The organism is Clostridium lamae, assembly GCF_033043255.1.
In the GTDB taxonomy this organism is placed as follows: domain Bacteria; phylum Bacillota; class Clostridia; order Clostridiales; family Clostridiaceae; genus Clostridium; species Clostridium lamae.
Genome location: NZ_JASCQJ010000018.1, coordinates 18618 through 35146, shown reverse-complemented (window position 1 = coordinate 35146; position 16529 = coordinate 18618). Strand labels below are relative to the sequence as shown.

At 28.6% G+C, this 16529-nt stretch carries 15 protein-coding genes; 13 read left to right on the top strand and 2 right to left on the bottom strand.

Annotated elements, in window-relative coordinates; translation table 11 throughout:
* Nucleotides 1-64 precede the first annotated feature (64 nt).
* From recG to QK892_RS10170, 4 genes are all read left to right on the top strand, one after another.
* The gene (recG, locus tag QK892_RS10185; RefSeq protein ID WP_317273441.1) at nucleotides 65-2095 is read left to right on the top strand and encodes an ATP-dependent DNA helicase RecG; all 2031 of its coding nucleotides are present in this window, start codon (nucleotides 65-67) and stop codon (nucleotides 2093-2095) included.
* Nucleotides 2096-2159: 64 nt separating this feature from the next.
* Complete coding sequence (gene rsmD, locus QK892_RS10180) at nucleotides 2160-2714, top strand: 16S rRNA (guanine(966)-N(2))-methyltransferase RsmD (RefSeq protein ID WP_317273440.1); 555 nt, start codon at nucleotides 2160-2162, stop codon at nucleotides 2712-2714.
* Between the two features lie 16 nt (nucleotides 2715-2730).
* On the top strand, nucleotides 2731-3204 hold the full coding sequence (coaD, locus tag QK892_RS10175; RefSeq protein WP_317273477.1) for a pantetheine-phosphate adenylyltransferase: 474 nt from the start codon (nucleotides 2731-2733) through the stop codon (nucleotides 3202-3204).
* Between the two features lie 25 nt (nucleotides 3205-3229).
* Nucleotides 3230-3766 carry an ATPase gene (locus QK892_RS10170; RefSeq protein WP_317273439.1) on the top strand — a complete coding sequence of 179 codons (537 nt, stop codon included), beginning with the start codon at nucleotides 3230-3232 and terminating at the stop codon, nucleotides 3764-3766.
* On the opposite strand, the gene ylbJ is transcribed toward QK892_RS10170, so the two are convergent.
* Entirely contained in the window at nucleotides 3752-4951 is a 1200-nt protein-coding gene (ylbJ, locus tag QK892_RS10165; protein WP_317273438.1) for a sporulation integral membrane protein YlbJ, read from the bottom strand. The genes QK892_RS10170 and ylbJ overlap by 15 nt on opposite strands.
* Nucleotides 4952-4996: 45 nt before the next feature.
* On the bottom strand, nucleotides 4997-6202 hold the full coding sequence (locus QK892_RS10160; RefSeq protein WP_317273437.1) for a nucleotidyltransferase: 1206 nt from the start codon (nucleotides 6200-6202) through the stop codon (nucleotides 4997-4999).
* A gap of 230 nt (nucleotides 6203-6432) precedes the next feature.
* Between QK892_RS10160 and pta the strand changes: the two genes are divergently transcribed.
* From pta to smc, 9 genes are all read left to right on the top strand, one after another.
* Nucleotides 6433-7434 (top strand): phosphate acetyltransferase, encoded by a 1002-nt coding sequence (gene pta / locus QK892_RS10155; RefSeq protein ID WP_317273436.1) that lies wholly within the window; start codon nucleotides 6433-6435, stop codon nucleotides 7432-7434.
* Nucleotides 7435-7462: 28 nt separating this feature from the next.
* Entirely contained in the window at nucleotides 7463-8659 is a 1197-nt protein-coding gene (locus tag QK892_RS10150) for an acetate kinase (protein ID WP_317273435.1), read from the top strand.
* 200 nt (nucleotides 8660-8859) lie between these two features.
* On the top strand, nucleotides 8860-9369 hold the full coding sequence (locus QK892_RS10145) for a YceD family protein (protein WP_317273434.1): 510 nt from the start codon (nucleotides 8860-8862) through the stop codon (nucleotides 9367-9369).
* A 2-nt stretch (nucleotides 9370-9371) separates the two neighbouring features.
* Entirely contained in the window at nucleotides 9372-9557 is a 186-nt protein-coding gene (gene rpmF, locus QK892_RS10140; RefSeq protein WP_008678357.1) for a 50S ribosomal protein L32, read from the top strand.
* A gap of 54 nt (nucleotides 9558-9611) precedes the next feature.
* A complete protein-coding gene (gene plsX, locus QK892_RS10135; protein WP_317273433.1) occupies nucleotides 9612-10613 on the top strand; it encodes a phosphate acyltransferase PlsX in 1002 nt (333 codons plus the stop codon).
* Between the two features lie 76 nt (nucleotides 10614-10689).
* Nucleotides 10690-10920, top strand: coding sequence for an acyl carrier protein (acpP, locus tag QK892_RS10130; protein ID WP_291709402.1), 231 nt, complete (start codon nucleotides 10690-10692; stop codon nucleotides 10918-10920).
* Nucleotides 10921-11047: 127 nt separating this feature from the next.
* Nucleotides 11048-11746 carry a ribonuclease III gene (rnc, locus tag QK892_RS10125; protein WP_317273432.1) on the top strand — a complete coding sequence of 233 codons (699 nt, stop codon included), beginning with the start codon at nucleotides 11048-11050 and terminating at the stop codon, nucleotides 11744-11746.
* Complete coding sequence (locus tag QK892_RS10120; RefSeq protein WP_317273431.1) at nucleotides 11739-12776, top strand: elongator complex protein 3; 1038 nt, start codon at nucleotides 11739-11741, stop codon at nucleotides 12774-12776. Before rnc ends, QK892_RS10120 begins: the two co-directional genes overlap by 8 nt.
* Before the next feature lie 181 nt (nucleotides 12777-12957).
* Complete coding sequence (smc, locus tag QK892_RS10115) at nucleotides 12958-16521, top strand: chromosome segregation protein SMC (protein WP_317273430.1); 3564 nt, start codon at nucleotides 12958-12960, stop codon at nucleotides 16519-16521.
* Nucleotides 16522-16529 lie beyond the last annotated feature (8 nt).

The following is a 16529-nucleotide window of genomic DNA, read 5'->3' as shown; positions in this document are numbered from 1 at the left end:
CTTTATTTACATAAGTAGAAACTTGTGCTTTAATATTTATTGAATAAAATTTTGAGGTGAGTAAATGAATATATCAATGGAAGTCTCTGCTTTAAAGGGTGTAGGTCCTAAGCTTACTGAAAAGTTAAATAAATGTGGAATTTTTACAATATATGATTTGCTTTTATATTTTCCTAGGGATTATGAATTTATAAAAAGTGATGCGGACTTCAATGAAATAGATGGTGAAGATAAACAAATCTTAACTTGTAGAGTAATAGGATATGATAGAGATGTAAAAACTAAAAATGGTAAAATTATATCAACAATCAAATTTGATTATAAAGGACATATTGTTTTAGGAAAATGGTTTAATCAAAGGTATATTAAAAGTAACTTTAAGCTTGATATGTCCTATGATTTAGTCGGTAAATTTAAAAAAAATGGAAAGATCTTAGAAGTAATCAATCCTATTATTGGGTGTAATGATGCTAAAAAAAGTGAGATTATACCTAAGTATCCATTAAAAGGCGATTTGAATGACAAGGTAATTACAAAAGTAATTAATCAAGTTTTAGATAAAGTTATTATAACTGATAATCTACCAAAGGATATTTTAGATAAATATAATATGATTGATTTAGATACTGCGATTAGAGAAATTCATTTTCCAAAAGGGAAGATGGAATTAAATAAAGCTATATCAAGACTTAAGTTTCAAGAACTTTTTACATATTCTATGAAACTTTTGTTACTTAAAAATAGATTAAGAAGTAATGATGGGATATCTTTTAGCTGGCATGAAGAATTAAAAGATTTAAAAGGATCATTACCTTTTAATTTAACAGATGCTCAAACTAATGTTGTTAGAGATATACTAAGAGACCAAAAAAGCAAGTATTCTATGAACAGATTAGTCCAAGGAGATGTAGGTAGTGGAAAGACTATAGTAGCATTAATTGCTATATTTAATGTAATAAAGAATGGATATCAAGGGGCATTAATGGCTCCAACCGAAATATTAGCTAATCAACATTATCAAGAGGCGTTGAAAATTTTTAGGGATTTTAATATAGACATAGAGATATTAACAGGTAGTACTAATTTAAAGGAAAAAAGAAGGATAAAGGAAAAGATATCAAAGGGAGATCCTATGCTTGTGATAGGGACTCATGCTTTAATTCAGGAAGATGTAGAGTTTAATAATTTAGGATTAGTAATAACTGATGAACAACATAGATTTGGTGTTGAACAAAGAAATAAATTAATAAACAAGGCAAGAAGACCAGACGTTTTAGTAATGACAGCAACTCCAATTCCAAGAACATTAGCTTTATATATGTATTCAGATTTAGATGTATCTATAATAGATAAACTTCCTCCGGGAAGAAAAAAAATAGATACTAGATTTTATTCTGAAAATGAAAGAATGGATGCATATAAATTAGCTTTAGATGAGATAAAAAAAGGAAGGCAAATATACATTGTATGTCCTTTAATTGAAGAAAATGAAAAAATGGAGTTAAATTCTGTAGAAACACTATATGATGAGTTAAAGAGTGATGTGTTCAAAGATATAAATGTAGAAATTTTACATGGGAAGATGAAACCGAAAGAAAAAGATGAAATAATCGGATTATTTAAGGAGAACAAGATTAAGGTTATTATTTCTACAACTGTTATTGAAGTTGGAGTTAATGTTCCAAATGCATCTGTTATGATAATAGAAAATTCCGAGAGATTTGGGTTAGCACAGCTTCATCAGTTAAGAGGTAGAGTCGGAAGAGGAGAATATGAATCTTATTGTATCCTAATAGGAAATGCTAAAAATGAAAGAACGAAAAAAAGAATGGAAATAATGACAAGCTCTACTGATGGATTTTATATCTCAGAACAGGATTTAAAATTAAGGGGAGCAGGAGAAATGTTCGGTCTTAGACAAAGTGGAGATATTGGATTAGTTTTAGCAGATATATATGAAGATATTGATATTTTAAAGTGTGCAAGATATGAAGCTAAAAATTTAATAAATTCAAAAGAGATTAAAAATGTAAAATTATGTGATGAAATTTCAAAGTCTCTTGAGAGATACAGTCGATATATTTGTTTTAATTAAATAAATTGTATAAAAATAAATAGTATGTTAAAATTATAATAATAGTACATAAGGAGGAAGTTAGATGAGAATAATAGCAGGAAAAGCAAGAGGACGAAAATTATTACCTCCATCTACCATGGAAACGAGACCAACTTTAGATAGAGTTAAGGAGTCTATGTTTAGTATGATACAAAACTATATTCCTGAATCTGTGGTTGTAGATGTTTTTGCAGGAACAGGAAGTCTTGGACTTGAAGCAGCAAGTAGAGGTGCTAAGGAAGTATATTTAGTAGATAAAAGTAATACAACTTTTCCTATATTAAAGCAAAATGTTGAAAATTTAAAATTTCAGGAGTTTTGTTTTCCAATTAACTCAGATTCTTATGATGCTTTGCAAATGTTAAGCAAAAAGCAAAAAGTTTTTGATATTATCTTTATAGATCCGCCATATTGTAAGGAAATGATTCCTAAAGCAATGGAAATAATAAAAGAAAGCAATCTATTAAAAAGAGAAGGTATAATAGTAACAAAAATAGATTCAATAGAAGATATTTATGACGGATATAAGGATATTAAGTTGTTGAAGAGTAGAAAGTATGGAAATACTACAGTGTGTATTTATAAATATGAGGAGTAAATAAAAGGTGAGAAAAATGAATATTGCTATTTATCCAGGAAGTTTTGATCCAATTACAAATGGACATTTAGATATCATAACTAGAGGATCAAAAATATATGATAAATTAATCGTAGCAGTTTTGGTTAATATGGATAAGAACTGTTTGTTTACAATTGAAGAGAGAGTGAATTTAATAAAAAGAGTTACTAAAGATTTGAAAAATGTTGAAGTATTAAGTTTTGATGGGCTGTTAGTAGATTTTGCTAGATTACATAATTCAAAAGTGATATTGAAAGGTCTTAGGACTATGTCGGATTTTGAATACGAATTTCAAATGGCTCTTATGAATTCAAAACTTGACTCAGAAATTGAAACTGTTTTTATGATGACTTCGTCTGAATACTCTTATGTAAGTTCATCATCTGTAAAGCAAGTAGCTAAATTTGGAGGGAATATTAAAGGACTTGTACCGAATGAATTGATTTCAGAGGTTATGGAAAAGTTTTAATAGATATTTTTAGGGGGGAATTGTTATGGAGAAAGTCGAAGTTAATATTATTGAACTTTTAGAATATTTAGAGGAGTTAATAGAAACTGCACCAAAAGTTCCTATAACTGGGAAGAGTGTTATAGATAAAAAGGAATTTTTAGAGGTAATAGATCAAGTAATAAATTATTTACCAGATCAAATAAGAAAAGCACAATGGGTTATGAATGAGAAAGATAGAATATTAGAAGATGCTCAAAAACAATATGACTCTATAAAGAGCGAAATTATGGAAATGATGAAACAAAATGTAGAGAATCATGATTTAGTTAAGGAAGCAAAAGTAAGAGCAAATGAAATAATTGCCCTAGCTCAAAGAGATGCTAAGGCAATTAGAATTGGATCAAGAGAATATTCAACTGAAATCCTAGCTCAATTAGATAGAGAAATTGAAGAGAAGAAAAATAAGCTTATTTCAGATATGCAAAAATCTTTTGAAATGGTTGCTAAGGAAATAGATGAAAATCTAAGTGAAACTGGAGCAAGGATTAAAGATAACATATCTGAATTAAGAGGAATGTAGTTTCCCTTTAATAAATTTAAGCAATACAGAAACTAGTAGGGATATACTTAAAACTAATATTAAGGGTATAAATATTTTATACATAATTAATTTATAGCTATAGTTTGGTGCAATGCTAAAAGTTGGTATTGATACTAGTATAATATTACTAGAAATAAAAGTTATTACGAAACCAATTATTCCTTGAAGAAGTTTAAGTAATATATATTTTTTGAAATTTGGAGTATCTTTACTTACGATTGAAGATACTTGTGCTATAACAGATAAGCTAGAAAAACATAATATAAAACTTATTATACTGAGCTTTAAACTGATAGATAAATTTAAATCAGAAATCAATTTAGAGCCATTAGTAAACTCAATACTTCCTAAAAAAAGATTGTACAATATTCCAGTAGGTAACTTAAATGAATTTTCTAAGAATGTAAAAGCATCACTTATTGAAGCGGTGCTTTTTATAATGTTTATAATTACAGAAAAGATAATTACAAAAGCTCCTACATTTAATGTAGTATTAATAGCACCTTCTATGGAAGTTTTTAAATTTATTCCAAAATTATATTCTTTGCGTATCGATTTATTTACCAATTTGTTATTTTGAATTTTAGTTGATTTCTTAGTTGATTTTTTAGTAATTAACCCTATAATGAGAACAGATAAATAATTTGCAATAAGAAGTATATAGCCGTATTTAATATTATTTAACATAGCAACAGCTACTGATCCTAATATAAATATTGGTCCTGCGTTAGAGGCTATATTTAATAATCGTTCATATTCATCTTTATGTATATATCCTAAATTATAAATATCAGAACAATATTTCGCACCTAAAGGATATCCACAAATAAAACTCGCAGCTATTGGAAAAGAAGCGCTTTTTGAAAGTCCTAGTGGGCTACAAAATAGTGGGCCTAATATTTTAGAGTAAAGAGTTATTCCATCATAACATATTAGCAGATTACAAATTACGCTAAATGGGAATATGGTTGGTAGTATAGCAGTAACAACAAGCTTTGCACCATTTATTGCAGACTCAATGCTTGTTTTTAAGTTAATTACAAATATAATTATAAAGATAGTTATGAAAAAGCAAATTATATAATTTTTTCTTACATCTAGAAGTTTTAGTAATAGAGCAACAAGAAGAAAAATTAAAAGCCATAAAATATAAATACTAATCATGAATTGTACCTCCTATAGTATTTATATGCTTATGACTTTTTAATATTAGTGTTTTATTATAGGTGAAATTAAATAATCACTTAATGGATTCACCATATTATTTAAACTTGAGTATGCTTTTGTACTTTGAATATCTAAACTCAAAAGCGGATTATCATTATTTTTTGGAACTTTCGTTATAATAGGTATAGAAGAAGTTTTCTTAATTTCTTTCAATATAAGTCTACCAATATCGTTAAAACCAAGAACTCTTGCATACAAGTTTTCATCCTTAGATAATTCTTTAAACTCATAATTATCTAACGCAAAGAATAATTGAGATAATAATCTTGAAATTTTTGTATATGTATATCTTTTACTTTTAACCCTAAAAATTAAATCTTCATAGGATGAACTATAGTAAACTTCTTTTAGTAACTTATTATCTAAACCTTCTTTTGCCTCGAAAAGATTGTTAAAGTTTATGCAATCTGTTAATAGTCTATGTTTAACAAAATTATACATATCTTCCTCAAAAACGAAAGGATAATTATCTTTAATCAAAGTATTTAATAACTCAAAGGATTGAGATGGGATATAAGGTTTTAATGAATCTAAGTTATATCCGTTTTTTAAATTTTCTCTTATGCTAGTAGCAGAAGAAAATATATTATTTAGTTCTTTATCATTATATTTAGATCCTTCTCTTTTCATAGTTAGAGGGATTATATCACTTTTACTTTTTATAATAGCTTTAATATATTCTATTCCAAGAATATTGTTTGAGTTTGAAAGAACTTCTTTTAAGGAGTCTTCGCTTAATAAATTTATCAATGCTTTTTCTCTAGCTTTAGCATATGTAATACCAGACTTTAAATTTTCTTTAATATTATTCTTAAGTTCTTCTGGTTCATCTGTTAAAAGTTTAGCAATTTTATGGAGTAATTTTATATCTCCACATTCACTTCCAAAAAATACGTTATTAACACTTCCTAGATTATTTAGGATATTTATTGCACCTTTAGCAAAAAACTCTGCAGAAGATACAGCATAGAAAGTAGGAAGTTCAATAACTAAATCTACTCCATTTAATAAAGCCATTTCTGCTCGTTTCCATTTATCTATTATTGCTGGTTCTCCTCTTTGAACGAAATTACCACTCATAATACAAATCACACCATTACAATTTGTAGATTTCTTTGCAGTATTAAGATGGTATAAGTGTCCATTATGAAATGGATTATATTCTGTAATTATTCCAGTTATATTCATAAATACACTCCTTAATGGGAAATATAGAACTATTATAGCATATTAATACTATATTTATAGTAAATTATTTTTATGGACTTTAGGAAATAGGAAACATTATTAAATATTCAAAATATTTTTAAAATTTAGAATTAAATCTTTTACGTTTTTATGGTTGAAAAATATAGCTATTTAGGAGTATATTAGTATATGAAGAAAAGTTCGTACTTTTTTTGAAAGGAGAAGTTATAATGGAACTTATGAAAAAATTGTGGGAATCAGCTAAAGCTGATAAAAGAAAAATAGTTCTTCCAGAAGGTGATGAAGACAGAACATTAGTTGCAGCTCAAAGAATACAAGAGTTAGGATTAGCTTATGTAACTTTAGTTGGTGACAGAGATATAATTGAGGAAAAGGCTAAGAATTTGGCTGTTAATTTAGACGGAGTGGAAATAGTAGACCCGAATAAATCAGATAGACTAGAAGCTTATGTAAATGAGTTTTATGAATTAAGAAAAAATAAGGGAATGACTTTAGAAAAAGCGGAAAAAATAGTTAGAGATCCATTATATTTTGGAACAATGATGGTTAAATTAAATGATGCAGATGGTATGGTTTCTGGAGCTATACATACAACTGGTGATTTATTAAGACCAGGGCTTCAAATTATAAAAACTGCTCCAGGGGTTTCAGTAGTATCAAGCTTCTTCATTATGATGGTTCCAGGATCAAAATATGGTGAAGAGGGTATGTTATTATTCTCAGACTGTGCAGTTAATCCAAATCCAACATACGAACAATTAGCAGCTATTGCCATAGCTACAGCTGACACTGCAAAAAATCTTTGTAAAATGGAGCCAAGAGTAGCAATGCTTTCTTTCTCAACAATGGGAAGTGCAGACCATGAAATGGTAGACAAAGTAAGAAAGGCAACTGAACTTGCTAAGGAGTTAAGACCAGATTTACTAATAGATGGAGAATTACAATTAGATGCAGCTATAGTTGATAAAGTAGCAGCTCAAAAGGCACCTAACAGTAAGGTAGCAGGAAAAGCAAATGTATTAATTTTCCCAGATTTACAAAGTGGAAATATAGGCTATAAGTTAGTTCAAAGATTTGCAAATGCAGAAGCAATTGGACCTATGTGTCAAGGTTTTGCAAAACCAATAAATGATTTATCAAGAGGATGTAGTTCTGACGATATAGTTAATGTAGTTGCATTAACAGCAGTTCAGGCTCAAGCTCAAAAATAGTTATCCATTAGGAAGGAGTATAATACAAATGAAAGTTTTAGTTATCAATTGCGGTAGTTCATCGCTTAAGTATCAATTAATTGACATGTCTACGGAGGAATCTTTAGCACAAGGTTTAGTAGAAAGAATAGGAATTGAAGGTTCAGTTCTTACTCAAAAAGTAGAAGGTAGAGATAAATATATAGTTAAGCAACCAATGGAAGATCATAAAGTTGCTATAAAATTAGTTTTAGACGCTTTAGTAGACAAAGAGAATGGTGTTATTTCTTCTATGGATGAAATTACAGCTGTTGGACATAGGGTTGTACATGGTGGAGAAAAGTACAAATCTTCAGTTGTTATAAATAAAGAAGTTAAGGATTATATTAAAGAATGCTTTAAATTAGCACCTTTACATAATCCAGCAAACATGATAGGAATAGAAGCTTGTGAAGAACTTATGCCAAATACTCCAATGGTAGCTGTATTTGATACTGCCTTCCATGGAACAATGCCAGAAGAAGCATATCTATATGCTCTTCCATATGATTTATATACAAAGCATGGAATAAGAAAATATGGATTCCACGGAACTTCTCATAAGTATGTTTCTCAAAAAGTAGCAGAGGTTATGGGAAAAGATATAAAGGACTTAAAGATAGTTACTTGCCATTTAGGAAATGGTGCAAGCTTAGCTGCAATAAAAAATGGTGTTTCTATTGATACATCAATGGGCTTTACACCGCTTGAAGGTGTTGCAATGGGAACAAGATCTGGTAATATAGATCCTGCAATTGTAACTTTCTTAATGAAAGAAGAAGGTTTATCAGCTGATGAAGTGAATGATTTATTAAATAAAAAATCAGGTGTTCTTGGAATATCAGGAATCAGCTCAGACTTTAGAGATATTGAAGATGCAGCATTCAAAGAAAATGTTCATAGAGCAAAGTTAGCGCTTGCTATATTTGAATATAAGGTTAGAGCAACAATTGGATCTTATGCTGCTATTATGGGTGGTGTTGATGCAATTGTATTCACAGCAGGAGTTGGTGAAAATGGACCAGAAACAAGAGAGTCTATACTTACTGGATTAGAATTCCTTGGTGTTGAAGTAGATAAGGAAAGAAACAATGTTAGAGGAAAAGTGAGAGAAATCTCAAAAGAAGGATGCAAGGTTAAGGCTTTTGTAATTCCAACTAATGAAGAATTAGTTATTGCAAGAGATACTGTGGAATTAATTAAATAATTAATTTCTTAAGTGCATAATTATTAGTTGAGTTATTTATGTAAAATTGCTTGACTTTTAATCATGCACTTTATATAATAAATTGTGTTTATTCGGCAAATATTTATCTAAGGAGTGAAATAAAGCTTGGCTCAAGCTATGTACATAAGGTACATAATGTATCCTGAAGGATATGAGGACATGATCTAGAGCAAGTACATATGATTATACAATTTTCAGATTTAATTTCATCAAAAAATAGAAAAAAAGAAGTAAATATAACATATGAATTAGCTCCACTTTATTTTGATGGAGAAAGAATAGAAGCTGTAGAAGCTTTAAATGTAGTTGGAAATGTTACCTCTGTTGGAGATGTTTTAACTCTAAGAGCTTCAATAAAAACAAAATTGAAACTGCATTGTTCAAGATGCCTTGAGGCCTTTATCTATCCAATAGATATTGATATAGAAGAAAGGTTTACAAATAATAAGGAACTTCAAAATGATGAAGAGATTATTTTTGTAGATAGCGATACATTTGATATTGCTAAAACAGTTGAAAATATTATTATTTCAACCTTACCTATTAAGAGACTTTGCACAGATAACTGTAAGGGACTTTGCTACCAATGTGGTAAAAATCTTAATGAGGGTTCTTGTCATTGTGAAACAAATGATGTAGACTTAAGACTGGCAAAGTTACAAGAGTTGTTTGGAAATAAGGAGGTGTAGTAATGGGAAATCCAGCGAGAAAAACATATAGAGCAAAGAGAAATTCAAGAAGAGCTCAAACTTTTAAAGCGAGCTTACCTGGAATAGTTGAGTGTCCACAATGTCACGAAATGAAGTTAGCTCACAGAGTTTGCAAGAACTGTGGATTCTATAAAGGTAAAGAAGTAGTTGCTTCTGTAGAAGAATAAAGAAAGTCTAATGACTTTCTTTTCTTTATATATAAGGAAAAGGGGTGGAAATTTATGAAGATAGCTATAGATGGAATGGGCGGAGATAATGCACCTAAAGCTGTAGTTGAAGGAGTTATTAAATCTCTTAATGAATACCAAGGAATAGAGTACTATATAACGGGACCAAAAGAACAGATAGAAGAGGAATTAAAGAAGTATTCTTGTGATAAATCTTTAATTAATATAGTCGATGCTAGAGAAATAATTTCACCAAATGAACATCCTGTAATGGCTTTGAAAAAGAAAAAAGATTCTAGTCTATATAAAGCTTTAAAACTTGTTAAGGATAAAGAGTGTGATGCTGTAATATCGGGTGGTAGTACAGGAGCCTTTTTAGCAGGTTGTACACTTGTAGTAGGCAGAATTAAAGGGATTGAAAGACCAGCCCTTGCTCCTATAATGCCGGGAAAAAATGGAAGTTTTATGATAGTAGATGCAGGTGCAAATGTTGATTGCAAACCAAATTATTTAGTTCAATTTGCGAAAATGGGAAAAATATATTATCAAGGAGTGCTAGGAACAAAAAATCCTTCAGTAGGACTTGTTAATATTGGAGCAGAAGAAGAAAAAGGGAATGAGCTAACTAAAGCTGCACATAAACTATTAAAAGCTGAAGAACAAATAAACTTTGTAGGGAATGTAGAACCTAGAGAGGTATCTAAAGGTGATACAAACGTCTTAGTTTGTGATGGTTTTGTTGGAAATACGTTATTAAAGATGTATGAAGGTGTTGCATCTACATTGTTAAAAATGATAAAAGAAGAAATTTTATCAAGTGGAATAATGAGTAAATTAGGGGCAGTATTGTTGAAGCCTGTATTTAAATCATTAAAGGTTAAGTTTGATTATAAAGAAGTCGGTGGTGCTCCATTTTTAGGGGTAGATGGTATTTGTATTAAAGCCCATGGAAGCTCAGATGGGAAAGCTTTTAAAAATGCCATAAGACAGACAAAAACTTTTTATGATAACGGTGTCTTAGAAAAAATTAAAGAAGAGCTACAAAATAATATATAAATAATACCAATATGCATATTGACTAGATAAATAATATATAATATTATCTAAATGATGTATGTAGGAGGTGAATTAGATGTTCGAAAAAGTTAGAGAAATTATAGCTGAAAAATTAAGTATTAATGAAGATGAAATAACAATGGACTCTTCTTTCCTTGATGATTTAAATGCTGATTCATTAGATTTAGTTGAGTTAATGATGGCTTTAGAAGATGAATTAGATACTGAAATACCAGATGAAGAAGCAGAAGGCTTCAAAACAGTTGGAGATGTTGTTAAGTATTTAAAAAATCATGTAGAAGAGTAATTTAATCCCGCAAAAATGCGGGATTTTATATTTAAAATTTATAAATTAAATAGTTTATTCTTGAATTTGCTCTATTAAAGCTTATTAAAAAGCAAATTGAAGAATAAACTTCGAGGAGTTGTAGAAAATGGCGAAGTTTAATATTAGAGAGGTTGAAGAGTATATAGGACTAACTTTTAATGAGCCAATATTATTAAAAACTGCATTAACGCATAGTTCATATGCCAATCAACATAGAGATGAAGACTATAATGAGAGATATGAATTTTTAGGTGATTCAATACTTCAATTATGTATTACTGAGTATTTATTCTTAAATTATAAAAATAAAAGTGAAGGAGAATTAACTAAAATAAGAAGTTTGATTGTTTGTGAAAATTCACTTTACGAAATAGGAAAAAAATTAAATTTAGGATATTTTATTCGAATGAGTAAGGGAGAAGAGCTTACTGGTGGAAGAGAGAGAGTTTCTATTATAGCAGATTCTGTTGAAGCATTACTTGCTGCAATTTATTTAGATAAAGGGCTTGAATTTGTTAAAGATTATATAATAGGCCACTTTAGAGAAATTATAAGTAAAGCTATAAATAATGATATTATTTTAGATTATAAAACGAAATTACAAGAGGAAATGCAAAAATCTGGAGAGATTAGCATAGTATATGAATTGCTAAAATATGAGGGTCCACCACATAGAAGAAAATTCTATACTTCAGTCATAGTTGAAGATAAAGAACTTGGAAGAGGTCAAGGATATAGTAAAAAAGAATCGGAACAAAACGCAGCAAAGGAAGCGCTAAAGTCTTTGGAGGGATTAGATGAATAAAAGACATTATATAATTCCTATATTTATTTCTCATATAGGATGCCCGCATCAATGTGTATTCTGTAATCAAGATAAGATAGCAAAAGAGGTCGAAAATGAAGTAACAGCACAAGATGTAAAAAATACAATTGAAGAGTATTTAAAGACTATTAATCATAATAATTCTACTGTTGAAGTATCTTTTTTTGGAGGAACTTTTACTGCTATTAACGTAAATAAACAAAAAGAACTCTTATCTGTAGCAAAAGAATATAAGGATAAAGGGTTGATTGATAAGATAAGAATGTCTACTAGACCAGATGCTATAAATAGATATATATTAAGTTATTTAAAAGAATATAAGGTAGATATTATAGAACTTGGAGTTCAATCATTAGATGATGAAATTCTAAAGCTATCTGGAAGAGGGCATACAGCAAAGGATGTTTATGAGGCTTCAAAATTAATAAAGGAATATAACTTTACTTTAGGACATCAGATAATGCCTGGGCTTCCTGGGGATACTTTTGAAAAAGATATTGAAACTGTAAAAAAATCAATTGATATGAAACCTGATATATGTAGAATTTATCCTGCTTTAGTAATTAAAGATACACCTATGGAAATAATGTATAAACGAGGAGAGTATAAGCCGTATTCCTTAGAGGATGCAGTATATATATCAAAAGAATTATATAAGCTATATACTAAGGCGAATGTAAATATAATTAGAATAGGTCTTCAACCTACTGAAAATATTACATGGGGTGGAGATTTAGTAGATGGACCATTTCATCCTGCTTTTAGAGAATTAGTAGAAGGAAGTTTGATTTGCGATAATATAAAAAGCGAAATTAATGAAAATGAAGATATAATTATAGAAATTAATTCGAAAGATTTAAGTAAACTATATGCTAATAAAAAGTTTTATTTTAATAAGTTAAAAGATAATCATAGAGGTAAGATACTGGTTAATACTAAAGATAAATTAAAAAGAGGTAAAATTAATATTATAGTTGTAAAAAGAATTCAAGAGATAAGTATAAGGTAGGCAATATTTTGCCTACCTTATATTGATATTTTATTCTCTTTACTATAAACTTAAATAGGACAGGAGTGTTGAATATGAAAAAGAAAACAAGACAAAAACTCATGCAAGTGATTACTATATTTTTAGCTATCATGCTTTCCATGAGTTTATTAGTATCGTTAATTAGTTAAGGAGTGTATCTATGTTTTTAAAATCCCTAGAAATAAGAGGTTTTAAATCTTTTGCAGATAAAACCAATTTGAAATTTAAAAAAGGAGTAACAGCAGTAGTTGGTCCAAATGGAAGTGGGAAAAGTAATATTTCTGACTCTGTAAGATGGGTTCTTGGTGAACAAAGTGTAAAGACTTTAAGAGGCGGAAAGATGGAAGATGTAATTTTCGCAGGAACTCAATTTAGAAAGCCTGTAGGATTGGCACAAGTTTCACTTACTCTAGATAACTCAGATAATTCTTTAGATACTGATTACTCAGAAGTAACTATAACAAGAAGAATATTTAGATCAGGTGAGACTGAGTATTTAATAAACAATCAAAAGTGTAGACTTAAAGATATTCATGGTCTGTTTATGGATACTGGTATAGGTAAAGAAGGTTATTCCCTTATAGGACAAGGGAAAATTGAAGCTATATTAAGTGGGAAAGCTGAGGAAAGAAGAGCACTTCTTGAAGAAGCTGCAGGTATTGTTAAATTTAAATCTAGAAAAGATGAAGCAGAAAGAAAATTAAACAATACTGAAAATAATTTAATAAGAATTAGAGATATTATTTCTACTTATGAAGAGAGAATTGAGCCACTGAAAGAAGAAAGAGAAAAGGCATTAAAGTATAATGTTTTAGCAGATTCCTTAAAAATAAAGGAAGTTTCATTATTAGTAAATAATATTAAAGCGATAGATAGAGATATTGAAGCGGTAAATAACGAAATAAATAATAGAAATGAAAATATTAAGGAAAAGAGACACTTATTAAATAAATCCAAGGAAGAAATTTTACTTTTAGAAGGAAAAATTGAAGAGTTAGAAAAGAAAAATAATGATGAAAAAACAGAGTATTATTCGAAGAAAGAGGAAGTAAATAAGAGTTTAAAAGACATTGAAATTTATAAAGAAAGAATAAAAAACTTTGAAGAAATATTAAAAAAAGATTCTATAGAAATTGATAATTTAGAAAAAGCACTAATAAAATCTAAAGAAGAAAAAGAGCTGTTAGTGAGGGATCTTGAAGAGAAGATAAAAGAACAAATTAATAAAGAAAATTTACTTAAAGAATTCGAAGAAACTAATCACAAGTTAAATAATGAAATAAAGATTTTAGAGGAAGGTTCAATAAAAATAAAAGAAGAGGAATTTGAACTTTTAAGAAAAACTTCTGAAATCAATAATTATATAGCAATGCTAAATAAGGAAATTTTAAATAAGGAAGAACTTAGTGTAAGTGGAGAGAATAATTTAAAGACTATTGAAGGAAATATAAGTATTAATTTAGCTACAATTTCTAGTATTAACGAAAAAATTAATTCTTTAAAGAAATTAAGAGAAGAAATTCAAAGTGATATTTTAGTTAATAGAAAAAAGATAGGTGCTTTAAATAGTCAAGTAAATAAAAAAGAAGGATTTTTAAGAGATATAGCAAAGAAAACAAATAATTTAGAGGGTAAGCTTACTACTCTCAAGGATTTAGAAAAAAGCTATGAAGGATATCAATTATCAATAAAAAGATTGATGGAAAAAATAGAAAGTGGACAAATATCCTATGGAAAAGGTGCTAAGGTACTTGGTGAAATTTTTACTGTTGATAAGAGATATGAAACAGCTATAGAAATTTCATTAGGTGGAGCTATATCAAATGTAATTACTGAAGATGAAAATAGTGCTAAGCTTCTGATAGAGTATTTAAAGAAAAATTCTTTAGGTAGAGCAACTTTCTTACCGTTAAATATTATTAAAGGTACCAGAATTAATGTTTCTGATGAGATGAAACGCATTAAAGGATACATAGGATTAGCATCTGATTTATTAAGTTTCGACAGTAAGTATAAGGAGATAATGGATTATTCTTTAGGTAAAACTATTATTGCTGAGAATATGGAAGCTGCCTTAAAAATATCTAGATTAGGGAATTATAAGTTAAGAATAGTAACTTTAGATGGAGAAGTAATAAGTCCGGGTGGAGCTCTAACTGGTGGTAGTATATACAAGAAAAATAATTCAAGTATTTTAGGTAGAAGAAGAGAAATTCAAGAATTAGAAGAATCTATAAATACCAATAAGAATGATTATAAATTGGAATCGGAATTATTAAGTAAATTAAGAGTTGAAATTCAGGAAATGGATGAGGATATATTAAATAAAAGTGATGATATACATGGTAAAAATATCGATATTACAAGGCTTGAAAGTGAAGTAAGAGCTCTTGAAAATGATAGCCTAAAGCTTAAAAATACATTAGAAGTTTCTAAAAAGGAAATATCTTTAAATAATGAAAGTTTAGCAAAGTTAAAAGAAGATATAGTGAGAAAGAAAGAACAATTAAATCTTTTACAAGATACTAAGCATAAAAATAATGAAAAGATTATCATTATTCAAAAGGAGCTTGTAGAAAAAAAAGAAGCTTTTGATAAAATTAAAGATGAGAATATCCAAATAAAGATTGATAAAGCTAAATTAGATGAAATTGTTTATGCGAGACAGTCAGAAGTTAAAAGAAAAGAAAAAGAGGAGAACGATAGAGAAGAAAGGATTTTTTCTATAAGGAAAGATAATGAAGAAAAAAATAATGGGATAAACTCTCTAAGAAAGCTAATTGAAGAAAAGACATCATTTATTACTGAAGTTAATAAAAGATTAAGTGAATTAGAAGATATATTTAAATTTGATGAAGCTAATAGAATAAGTTTAAAAGATAAGCTAAAAATAAAAGATGGAGACTCTAATCTTCTAATAGAGGAAATAAGAATATTAGAAAATGAATTAAATAAAAAGGAAATTTCTTTTGCTAAATTAGAAAGTGAAAGAGAAAATTACTATATTAGATTAAATGAAGAGTTAAACTTAACTTTAGCAGAAGCGATGGAGATCGCTATACAAATTGATAATGTATCAAGGGTTAAGGATGAGATTTTTAAACTGAAATCTGAAATAACAGCGCTAGGTACAGTAAATCTTGCTTCTATTGCTGAGTATGAGGAAGTATGTGAAAAGTATAAATTTATGTCATCACAAGAAGAAGATTTAAATAAAGCTAAAGAAGAATTAATGACAGTTATTAACGAAATGACTGTAAAAATGCAAGAATTATTTAGAGAAAACTTTACAATATTAAATAAGAACTTTAATGAGACGTTTAAAGATTTATTTAAAGGTGGAAACGCAGAACTTATTTTAGGTGAAGGTGATGAGCTTACAGCGGATATAGAAATTAATGTTCAGCCACCAGGTAAGAAACTACAAAATATTAATTTAATGTCTGGTGGAGAAAAAGTACTTTCTGCTATAGCACTATTATTTGCTATATTAAAGATGAAACCTACTCCGTTTTGTATCCTAGATGAGATAGAAGCAGCCTTAGATGATGCTAATGTGTACAGATATGCTGAGTTTTTAAGAGAATTCTCAGAGAATATACAGTTTATAGTTATAACTCATAGAAAAGGAACTATGGAAGCAAGTGATGTTATGTATGGTATTACAATGGAGGAAAAAGGAATTTCTAAAGTGGTTTCTGTAGACTTAAGTAAAGAAATTTAGGAGGAAAA

Coding starts and splice junctions, on each gene's coding strand:
- smc (WP_317273430.1), top strand. CDS start 12,958: ATGTTTTTAAAATCCCTAGAAATAAGAGGTTTTAAATCTTTTGCAGAT.
- rsmD (WP_317273440.1), top strand. CDS start 2,160: ATGAGAATAATAGCAGGAAAAGCAAGAGGACGAAAATTATTACCTCCA.
- QK892_RS10150 (WP_317273435.1), top strand. CDS start 7,463: ATGAAAGTTTTAGTTATCAATTGCGGTAGTTCATCGCTTAAGTATCAA.
- QK892_RS10170 (WP_317273439.1), top strand. CDS start 3,230: ATGGAGAAAGTCGAAGTTAATATTATTGAACTTTTAGAATATTTAGAG.
- rnc (WP_317273432.1), top strand. CDS start 11,048: ATGGCGAAGTTTAATATTAGAGAGGTTGAAGAGTATATAGGACTAACT.
- rpmF (WP_008678357.1), top strand. CDS start 9,372: ATGGGAAATCCAGCGAGAAAAACATATAGAGCAAAGAGAAATTCAAGA.
- acpP (WP_291709402.1), top strand. CDS start 10,690: ATGTTCGAAAAAGTTAGAGAAATTATAGCTGAAAAATTAAGTATTAAT.
- QK892_RS10120 (WP_317273431.1), top strand. CDS start 11,739: ATGAATAAAAGACATTATATAATTCCTATATTTATTTCTCATATAGGA.
- QK892_RS10145 (WP_317273434.1), top strand. CDS start 8,860: ATGATTATACAATTTTCAGATTTAATTTCATCAAAAAATAGAAAAAAA.
- plsX (WP_317273433.1), top strand. CDS start 9,612: ATGAAGATAGCTATAGATGGAATGGGCGGAGATAATGCACCTAAAGCT.
- pta (WP_317273436.1), top strand. CDS start 6,433: ATGGAACTTATGAAAAAATTGTGGGAATCAGCTAAAGCTGATAAAAGA.
- ylbJ (WP_317273438.1), bottom strand. CDS start 4,951: ATGATTAGTATTTATATTTTATGGCTTTTAATTTTTCTTCTTGTTGCT.
- recG (WP_317273441.1), top strand. CDS start 65: ATGAATATATCAATGGAAGTCTCTGCTTTAAAGGGTGTAGGTCCTAAG.
- coaD (WP_317273477.1), top strand. CDS start 2,731: ATGAATATTGCTATTTATCCAGGAAGTTTTGATCCAATTACAAATGGA.
- QK892_RS10160 (WP_317273437.1), bottom strand. CDS start 6,202: ATGAATATAACTGGAATAATTACAGAATATAATCCATTTCATAATGGA.